1 protein-coding gene is annotated in these 8338 nt (G+C 75.0%); it reads right to left on the reverse strand.

Going from position 1 to position 8338, the window contains the following annotated elements; translation table 11 throughout:
- Positions 1-8293 (reverse strand): type I polyketide synthase (locus ACFZCP_RS45575; protein WP_391443094.1); only part of this gene is annotated, 8293 nt, incomplete at its 3' end.
- Positions 8294-8338 lie beyond the last annotated feature (45 nt).

The following is an 8338-nucleotide window of genomic DNA, read 5'->3' on the forward strand; positions in this document are numbered from 1 at the left end:
GGTTGATCGCCGAACCCCGCACCACCGCCAGCACCCGGTGACCGTTGCGCCGCGCGTCCGACAACCGCTCCAGGACCACCATGCCGGCGCCCTCGCCCATGCCCATGCCGTCGGCCGCCGCCGAGAACGCCTTGGACCGGCCGTCGGCCGCGAGCCCGCGCTGGCGGGCGAAGCCCACCATCTCCCAGGGTGTGGCCATGACCGAGACGCCGCCGACCAGGGCCAGTGAGCACTCCCCGGACCGCACCGCCTGGGCGGCCATGTGCAGCGCCACCAGCGAGGAGGAGCACGCCGTGTCCACGGTGACCGCCGGGCCCTCCAGGCCCAGGACGTACGAGACCCGGCCGGAGATGATGCTGGTCGCGTTGCCGGTGACCAGATGGCCCTCCAACTGCCCGGCGCCGTTGTGCGCGTCCAGGTGCATGCTGGCCATCGCGTAGTTCGACGAGTATCCGCCGATGAACACGCCGGTGCGCGAGCCGCGCAGCGAGGCCGGGTCCAGGCCGGTGGACTCCAGTGCCTCCCAGGACAGTTCGAGCAGCAGCCGCTGCTGCGGGTCCATCGCCACCGCCTCGCGCGGGCTGATCCCGAAGAACCCGGCGTCGAACTCGGCCGCCTGGTGGAGGAATCCGCCCTCGCGGGAGTAAGTGGTCCCGGCGTGCGCGGGATCGGGGTCGTACAGGGCGTCGGTGTCCCATCCGCGGTCCTGCGGGAAGCCCGAGATGCCCTCACCGCCCGCGGCCAGCAACTCCCAGAGCTCAGCAGGTGAGTTGACGCCTCCGGGGAAGCGGCAGCTCATCGACACGACGGCGATCGGCTCGTCGTCGACGGCGGCGACGGGCGTCGTCTGCGGGGTGGCCGTGCTCTCGGACAGGGCTCCGAGCAGTGTCGTGTGCAGGTGCTCGGCGAGCACCGTCGGGCTGGGGTGGTCGAACAGCAGCGTGGCGGGCAGCCGCAGCCCGGTCACCGTGGCGATCCGGTTGCGCAGCTCGACCGCGGTCAGGGAGTCGAAGCCCAACTCGCTGAAGGCCCGGGTCGCCTCGACCTCGTCGGGACTCGCGTAGCCGAGCACCGCGGCGGCTTCGCCGCGGATCGTGTCCACGAGCAGCCGGTCCTGCTCGGCGCGGGACAGTCCGGTCAGCCGCCCGGCCAGCTCGCCCTCGGTCTTGGGGCCGCCGCTCTCCGTCGGCGACGCCTTCAGCTGCCGGACGTCGGGCAGGTCGCGCAGGAGCGGTACGTGCAGCATGTCCGCCGCGCCGGGAGCGGCCGCGAGTGCGGGCCAGTCGAGGTCCATCACGGTCAGGACGGTGTCCGGGCCGGTCAGTGCCGCGCCCAGTGCCTTGACCGCCAGGTCCGGGTCCATCAGGACCTCCCAGCGGTTGCGGCGCAGCCGCTGCCGGGCGGCGTCGGTGGCCTGGGAGACGCCCTCGCCGGCCCAGGGGCCCCAGGCCACCGAGCGTGCGGGCAGGCCGCGGGACCGCCGGTTCTCCGCCAGTCCGTCCAGGAACGCGTTGGCGGCCGCGTAGTTGGACTGGCCCGCGCCGCCGAAGGTGGCCGCGGCCGAGGAGAACAGCACGAACGCGTCGAGGTCGAGGTCCGCGGTCAGTTCGTCGAGGTGGACGGCGCCGGCGGCCTTGGCCGAGAGCGTGGTGCTCAGCCGTTCGGCGTCGAGCCGGTCGAGCACGCCGTCGTCGAGGACGCCCGCGGTGTGCAGGACCGCGGTCAGCGGCGGCCCGTCGGCGGCGATGCGGTCGATGACGCCCGCCAGGTCGGCGCGCTCGGCGCTGTCGCAGATGCTGATGTCGACCCGGGTGCCGGCGGCTGCCAGGCTCGCGGCCAGCTCCGCGACACCGCGGGCGGCGGGTCCGGACCGGCTGGCGAGGACGAGCCGTTCGGTGCGGCCGGCCAGCCAGCGGGCCACGTGGGTGCCGATCGCGCCGGTGCCGCCGGTGATCAGCACGGTCCCGCGCGGGGTCCACTCCCCTCCCGCCGCGGGCTGCGGGGCCCGGGTCAGACGGCGGCCCAGGATGCCGGCGGGCCGCAGCGCCACCTGGTCCTCGTCGCGGCCGGCGAGCACCGCGCAGAGACGGCTCGCGGTGCGTTCGTCGAACACGGCGGGCAGGTCGATCAGGCCGCCCCAGCGGTCCGGCTGTTCCAGGGCGACGACCCGGCCGAGGCCCCAGACCTGGGTCTGCACCGGGCTGGTCAGCACCTCGCCGGGACCGGTGGCGATCGCGCCCCGGGTGAGCATCCACAGGGGGGCGGTGATCCCGGCGTCGGTCAGTGCCTGGAGCAGGGTCAGGGTGCCGACCAGTCCGGCGGGCACCACGGGCCGCGCCTCGGTGGGCGTCTCGTCCAGCGCCAGCAGCGACACCACCGCGGCCGCCCGGGCGGGCGTCTCCCCGTCGCCGCCGGTCCGCAGGGCCGCGGTGAGGCCGGCGGCCAGCAGGTCGCGCCGTGCCGTGCCCGCCTCGACCTCGACGAGCTCGGTGCGGGCGCCGCGTGCGGTCAGCGCGTGGACGCACGCCCGGGCCAGTTCCCCGGTGCGGCCGGACGCGTTCGCGGGGACGGCCACCAGCCAGGTGCCGGACAGGGTGGCCGGCGCGGGGTCGGTGACGGGGGTCCAGGTGACCCGGTAGCGCCAGTTCGCGGTGACGTCGCGTTCCCGTTCGCGCCGCCGCCAGGCCGCCAGCGAGGGCAGTACGTCGCTGAAGGGCCGCTGTCCGTCCACGGCCAGCGTATCGGTGAGCCGTTGCAGGTCCCCGCCCTCGACCGCTTCCCAGAACCGGGCCTCGGCGGCCGTTTCGGCGCCGTCGCCGCCGGCTGCCGTCGACGCGGACGGGCGGGAGGCCGCGAGCCAGTACCGCTGGTGCTGGAAGGCGTAGGTGGGCAGGTCGGTGCGGCGTCCGGCGGGCAGCACCCGGTGCCAGTCGACATGGGTGCCGCCCACGTGCACCTGGGCGAGCGCGGTCAGCAGGCGGCGCGCGCCGCTGTTCTCGCGGTCCAGTGTCCCGGTGATCACGGGGGCGCCGGCCGCGCCCATGTCCTCGAACGTCTCGGCGATCCCGGTGGTCAGCACCGGCTGCGGGGACACCTCGACGAAGGTCCGGTTCCCGGACGCGGCCAGTTCCCGGACCGCCTCGTCGAAGCGGACGGTCCGGCGGACGTTGGCGTACCAGTACGCGGCGTCCAGCTCGGTGCCGTTCATCCAGCGGCACTCGACGGTGGAGAACATCGGGAGGCGTCCGGTGCCCGGCCGGATCCCCGCCAGGCGTTCGGTCAGGACCCCATCCAGTTCCGTCACTGCGGCCGAGTGCGCCACGAAGTCGGTCACCGGGACCGGCCAGCGCAGGACGCGCCGGGCGGCGAGTTCGGCACCGAACTCCGCGAGGGCGTCGCTCTCGCCGGAGACCACGGTGGTGGCGGGCCCGTTGACCGCGGCCACGGCCAGTCGGTCGCCCCACGGGTCCAGCAGTTCGCGCACCGCCGCGACGGGCATCACGACGGAGAGCATTCCGCCGCCGGTGCCGAGCCCGGACAGCGCCCGGCTGCGGACCGCGACGACCTCGGCCGCGTCCTGGAGCGACAGGATCCCGGCCACGGTGGCCGCCGCGATCTCGCCCTGGGAGTGGCCCACGACCGCACCGGGCGTGACGCCCGCCGCCTCCCACACCGCGGCCAGGGACACCATCACGGCCCACAGCGCCGGCTGGACCACGTCGGCCCGGTCCAGGCCGGGTGCGCCGTCGGTGCCGTTCAGCACCTCGGTGAGGGACCAGTCCATATGGGGTTGCAGGGCCTGTTCGCACTCGGCGATCCGGGCCGCGAACACCGGGGAGGAGCCCATCAGTTCCCGGCCCATGCCGGCCCACTGGGCACCCTGGCCGGGGAAGACGAAGACCGGCTCGCTCGCCTCGGCGGCGGCGGCCGTCCCGGCGACGACCGCGGGGCCGTGTTCCCCGGCCGCCACCGCGGCCAGGCCCTCCGTCAGTTCCTCGCGGCCGGTGCCGGTCACCACGGCCCGGTACTCGAACACCGACCGGGTCCGCGCCAGCGACCAGGCCACGTCCGCCGGGTCCAGCCCGGGTCGCGCCGCCAGGTGCTCGGCGAGCCGGGCCGCCTGCACCCGCAGGCCGTCCGCCGTCCGTCCGGACACCACCCAGGCGCAGGTCCCCGGGGCGTCGACGACCGCGGGGGCCTGCGGTGCCCCGGCGCCCGCGGGTGTCTCGGCGTCCGCGGGGGTCTCGGCGTCCGCCGGCTCAGGGGCCTCTTCGAGGATGATGTGGGCGTTGGTGCCGCTGACGCCGAACGAGGACACGCCGGCCCGGCGCGGTCTGCCGTCCGCCTGCCACGGCCTCGGCTCCGACAGCAGCCGCACCTCGCCCGCGGACCAGTCCACGTGCGGCGAGGGCTCGTCCGCGTGCAGGGTCGCCGGCAGCTGCTTGTGCTGCAGCGCCAGCACCATCTTGATGACGCCGCTGATACCGGCCGCGGCCTGGGTGTGTCCGATGTTGGACTTCACCGACCCCAGCCAGAGCGGCCGTCCCTCGGGCCGGTCCTGGCCGTAGGCGGCGATCACCGCCTGTGCCTCGATCGGGTCGCCGAGCACCGTGCCGGAGCCGTGCGCCTCCACCACGTCCACGTCGGCGGGCGACAGCCGGGCGCCGGCCAGGGCCTCCCGGATGACCCGCTGCTGCGAGGGACCGTTCGGCGCGGTCAGACCGTTGGAGGCGCCGTCCTGGTTGACCGCGCAGCCGCGCACCACCGCCAGCACCGGATGCCCGTTGCGGCGGGCGTCCGACAGCCGCTCCAGGACGACCATGCCCGCACCCTCGGCGATGCCCATGCCGTCCGCCGCGGCCGAGAACGACTTCGAGCGGCCGTCGGGCGCGAGGCCCCGCTGCTTGCTGACCCAGACGAACAGGTCCGCGGTGGCCGCGACGAACGCGCCTCCGGCCAGCGCCAGTTCGCACTCGCCGGAGCGCACCGCCTGGGCGGCCATGTGCAGCGCCACCAGGGCCGACGAGCAGGCCGTGTCGATGGTCACCGCCGGGCCTTCCAGGCCGAAGGTGTAGGCCACCCGGCCGGAGACCACACTGGTCGTGGTGCCCGTCAGCAGGTGCGCCTCCAGGCCCTCGGCGGGCGCGGTGACGGCGTATCCCGCGAAGCTCGCTCCCGCGAACACGCCGGTCCGGCTGCCGCGCAGCGACGACTGGACGATGCCCGCCCGCTCCAGGGCCTCCCAGGACACCTCCAGCAGCAGCCGCTGCTGCGGGTCCATCGCCAGTGCCTCACGCGGGCTGATCCCGAAGAAGCCGGCGTCGAACCCGGTGGCGTCGTAGACGAACCCGCCCTCGCGCACATAGGCCGTTCCGGCCTGGTCCGGGTCCGGGTCGTAGAGGTTGTCGAGGTCCCAGCCGCGGTCCTGCGGGAACGCGCCGATCGCGTCCGTGCGCGAGTCCAGCAGCTCCCACAGCTCCTCCGGGTTCCTGACCCCGCCGGGGAAGCGGCAGCCCATGCCTACGATCACCACCGGATCGTCGTCCGCCGCCGCTGCCATGACCGGTGCGACCGTGCCGAGGGAGCGGACACCGAGCAGCTCGGACCGCAGGTATCCGGCCAGCACCGCCGGGTTCGGGTAGTCGAAGAGCAGGGTCGCGGGCAGCTTCAGACCCGTGCCGGAGCCCAGCCGGTTGCGGAGTTCGACGGCGGTCAGGGAGTCGAAGCCCAGGTCGCTGAAGGCCCGGCCGCTGCCGATGGCCTCCGGGGAGGAGTACTCGAGTACGGCGGCGGCTTCGGTCCTGATCAGGTTGACCAGGATCCGGTCCTGCTCGGGGGCGGAGAGGTCCGCCAGTTGCCGCTTCAGGGTGGTGCCCGCGTCCGGGTCGCCGGCTGCGTCGCCGCCGACCGTGTCCGTGTCGTCGAGGGCCTGCCTGACCTCGGCCAGCTCCTCGATGAGCGGGCTGGGCCGGCGCAGCGTGAACGGCGGTGCGAACCGTGCCCAGTCCACGTCCGCGACCGTCGCCAGTCCTTCGCCGCCGTCCAGGATCGCTGCCAGCGTCCGGAGGGCCGGAGCGGGGCTCATCAGGCGCAGCCCGCGCCGCTCCAGCTGGGCTCCGTCGTCCGCGGAGGCCATCGCGCCGATGCTCCACGGGCCCCAGGCGACCGAGGTCGCGGCCAGCCCCCGGGCGAGGCGGTCCTCCGCCAGGGCGTCCAGGAAGGCGTTCGCCGCGGAGAATCCCGGCTGCTGGCCGCCGCCCCAGACGGCGGCGACGGAGGAGAACAGCACGAACGCGTCGAGGTCCAGACCGGCGGTCAGCTCGTCGAGCCGGGCGGCCGCGTCCGCCTTGGCCGCGAGCACCGGGGCGAGTTCCGCGAGGTCGAGGTCGTCGACCGACCGGTCGTCGATGGCCTCCGCGAGGTGCACCACCGAGGACAGCGCGGGTCCGGTCGCCCCGATCCGGGCCACCACCGCGGCCAGCCCGGCACGCTGTCCGGGGTCGCACGCCACGACGTCCACGCGGGCGCCCCGGGCGGCCAGTTCGGCGACGAGCGCCGGGATGCCGGGGGCGGCGGGCCCGGCGAGGCCGGTCAGCACGAGCCGGGGCGCGCCGCGTTCGGCCAGCCAGCGGGCGACGTGCCCGCCGATCGCCTCGGTGCCGCCGGTGATCAGCGCGCTTCCGCGCGGCTTCCAGCGCGTCCCGGACTCGCGGGGCTGCGGGGCGCGGGTCAGCCTGCGGCCGAGGAGTCCGGTCTGCCGGATCGCGACCTGGTCCTCCCCGCAGCCGGACAGCACGTCCGCCAGCCGCGCCGCGGCGCGGTCGTCGAGGGTGGCGGGCAGGTCGATCAACCCGCCCCAGCGGTCCGGGTGTTCCAGCGCGACGACGCGGCCCAGACCCCATACCTGCGCCTGCGCAGGGCCGGCCGGCGCCTCGCCCGGAGTGGCCGCTACGGCGCCGCGGGTGACGACCCACAGCGGTGCGGCCACGCCCGTGTCGCCGAGGGCCTGCACCAGGGCGAGCGTTGCGGCCAGGCCACCGGGCACCACCGGCTGGTCCGGTACGGGCGTCTCGTCCGGCGCGAGGAGGGACAGTACACCGGACAGCCCGGCGGCCTCCGTGCCCGCACTCCGCATCGCCTCGTCGAGCGCGGCGGCCGCGCCGGCCCGGTCCACGGTGTCGGCGGGCGTCCCGGCCACGACGACCTCGGCCCCGCGGGCGGTCAGCGCCGCTCCGCACTGCCGTACCAGGTCGTCACCGGCCGCGCCGGACGGGGCGACGAGCAGCCACTTCCCGGACAGCGGATCCGAGCCCTGCACCGTCACCGGCGCCCACGTCACGCGGTAGCGCCAGCCCTCGGTCGCCGACCGGTCCCGCTCGCGGCGCCGCCAGGACGCCAGTGCCGGCAGCACCTCGGCCAGATGCCGCTGGTCCTCGATGGCCAGGGTGTCGGCGATCCGGGCCAGGTCCCCGGCCTCGACCGCTCCCCAGAACTGCGCCTCCGCCGCCGTGCCCGCGCCGTCCCCACCCGTCGTCGTGGCGGTCCCGGCCGCGGACCCGAGCCAGAAGCGCTGGTGCTGGAACGCGTACGTCGGCAGTTCCACCGTGTCGCCCGCGGGCAGCACCTTCGTCCAGTCGACCGGCAGTCCGGCGCAGTAGGCCTGCGCGAGCGAGGCGACCAGCCGCCCGGCACCGCCGTTGTCCCGCTCCAGCGTGCCCACCGCCAGAACATCAGCAACACCCGCGTCCTCGGCAGTCTCCAGCACCGCAGCGCTCAACACCGGATGCGGCGACACCTCCACGAACGCCCCGTAACCATCCCCCAGCAGAACCCGAACAGCCTCCTCGAAACGCACCATCCGCCGCAGATTCGCAAACCAGTACCCCGCACCCACCTCAGCACCCGACACCCACCCACCCGACACCGTCGACACCATCGGCACCCGACCCACCCGCGGAACAACCCCCGCCAGCTCCTCCTCCAGCACCGCCGCCAACGGCTCCACCGCCGGCGAATGCGCGACGAAATCCGTCTCCGGAACACGCCACCGCAACACCTTCCGCCTCGCCAGCTCCCGCTCGAACTCCCCCAACGCCTCCGGCTCACCCGACACCACCACCGCCGCCGGACCATTCACCGCAGCCACCGACAACCGCTCACCCCACCCCTCCACAAGCTCCCGCACCGACCCCGACGGCATCACCACCGACACCATCGAACCCTGAACCGACAGACCAGTGAGTGCCCGAGAACGCACCGCCACCACCCGCGCACCGTCCTCCAACGACAACATCCCCGCCACCGTCGCCGCCGCGATCTCACCCTGCGAATGACCCAC

It is taken from the genome of Streptomyces sp. NPDC007971, assembly GCF_042958635.1.
In the GTDB taxonomy this organism is placed as follows: Bacteria; Actinomycetota; Actinomycetes; order Streptomycetales; family Streptomycetaceae; genus Streptomyces.